This window comes from Synechococcus sp. R8-2, from assembly GCF_047461715.1.
GTDB lineage: Bacteria > Cyanobacteriota > Cyanobacteriia > Thermostichales > Thermostichaceae > Thermostichus.
This window is the reverse complement of sequence record NZ_JANSHQ010000526.1, coordinates 1-1136: the sequence shown is the minus strand read 5'-3', so window position 1 is coordinate 1136 and position 1136 is coordinate 1. Positions and strand designations below refer to the sequence as shown.

Below are 1136 nucleotides of genomic sequence, written 5' to 3'. Positions count from 1 at the left end.
GGGGGGGGAGGCGGGGGCTGGTCGGGGTCGTAACGGGCGCGGGGCAGCAGCACCAGCTGCACGGCCTGCTGCAGATCCTCGGCCAGGAGGCGATCCCGCCCCTCCAGCGCCGCCAGGGCACAGGCGGCTCGCAGGGCAAATTGTTCTCCCCGGTGCCCTTGGACGTTGCCGCGGATGGCCTCCTGCACCAGGTAGAGGAGCTGTTCCCGCTGCGGCTTGACCTGGGGCAGCCACTCCCGCGCCAGGAGGATGCGGGTGCGGATTTCCTCCAGTTCCGCCTGGTGCTCGGCCAGGAAGGGCTCGGGAGCATCGACAAATTGCGTTGCCCGTTGGACAATTTCCCCTCGCTCTTCTAGGCTCAGCTCCTGCCCCACCGGCACCACCAGTGCCAGGCGATCCAGCAGGTGGGGGCGCAGGGATCCCTCTTCGGGGTTGTAGGTGGCCACCAAGAGAGGCCGGCAGGGGTGTTGCAGACTCAGCCCCTCCCGTTCCAGGCGGTTGACCCCATCCCCCACCACCGTCAGCAACAAGTTGACGATGGCGTCGTCCAAGAGGTTGATGTCATCCACATAGAGCACGCCCCGGTGGGCGGCAGCCAAGAGCCCTGGCTGGAAGACCGTTTCCCCCTGCCTGATGGAGGCCTCCACATCGACGGATCCCAGCAGCCGATCTTCGGTCACGCCCAGGGGAACCTGGACAAAGGGGGGCGATATCACTTGGGTGGGCGGCACCTCTCCGGCTGGGTAGCGAGCCTTGGCCCAGTCGGACCAGGTATCCGGCTGCGCTGGATCGTCGTTGCAATAGGATCCCGCAATCACCTCGATGGGCGGTAGCAAGGCGTGGATCCCTCTGGCCAAAACCGACTTGGCGGTGCCGCGAGGCCCCACCAGCACCACACCCCTTAGGCTGGGATCCACTGCTGCCAGCAGCAGAGCCAGCTTGGCCGCCTGTTGCCCCACCACAGCGGTGAGGGGAAAGGTACAAGGAGCGGATAGAGTTGCGGATCCCATGGTTGGCGGGTAGGCTTGGCGAGCAACGGTTCAATCGAGCAGATTCGCAGCGGAGCGGGAGCTGTACACCCCAGTCTATCGCTTGAGTGCTCCGCGCCGCCTTTGCAACTGAGATTTTCTGGGGAG

The 1136-nt window shown here is 65.8% G+C and carries 1 protein-coding gene; it reads right to left on the bottom strand.

Translation table 11 applies throughout. From position 1 onward, the window contains the following. The coding region (locus tag NW819_RS11955; protein WP_414413875.1) for an ATP-binding protein at window positions 1-1010 on the bottom strand (1010 nt) is incomplete at its 3' end. Window positions 1011-1136: the final 126 nt, after the last annotated feature.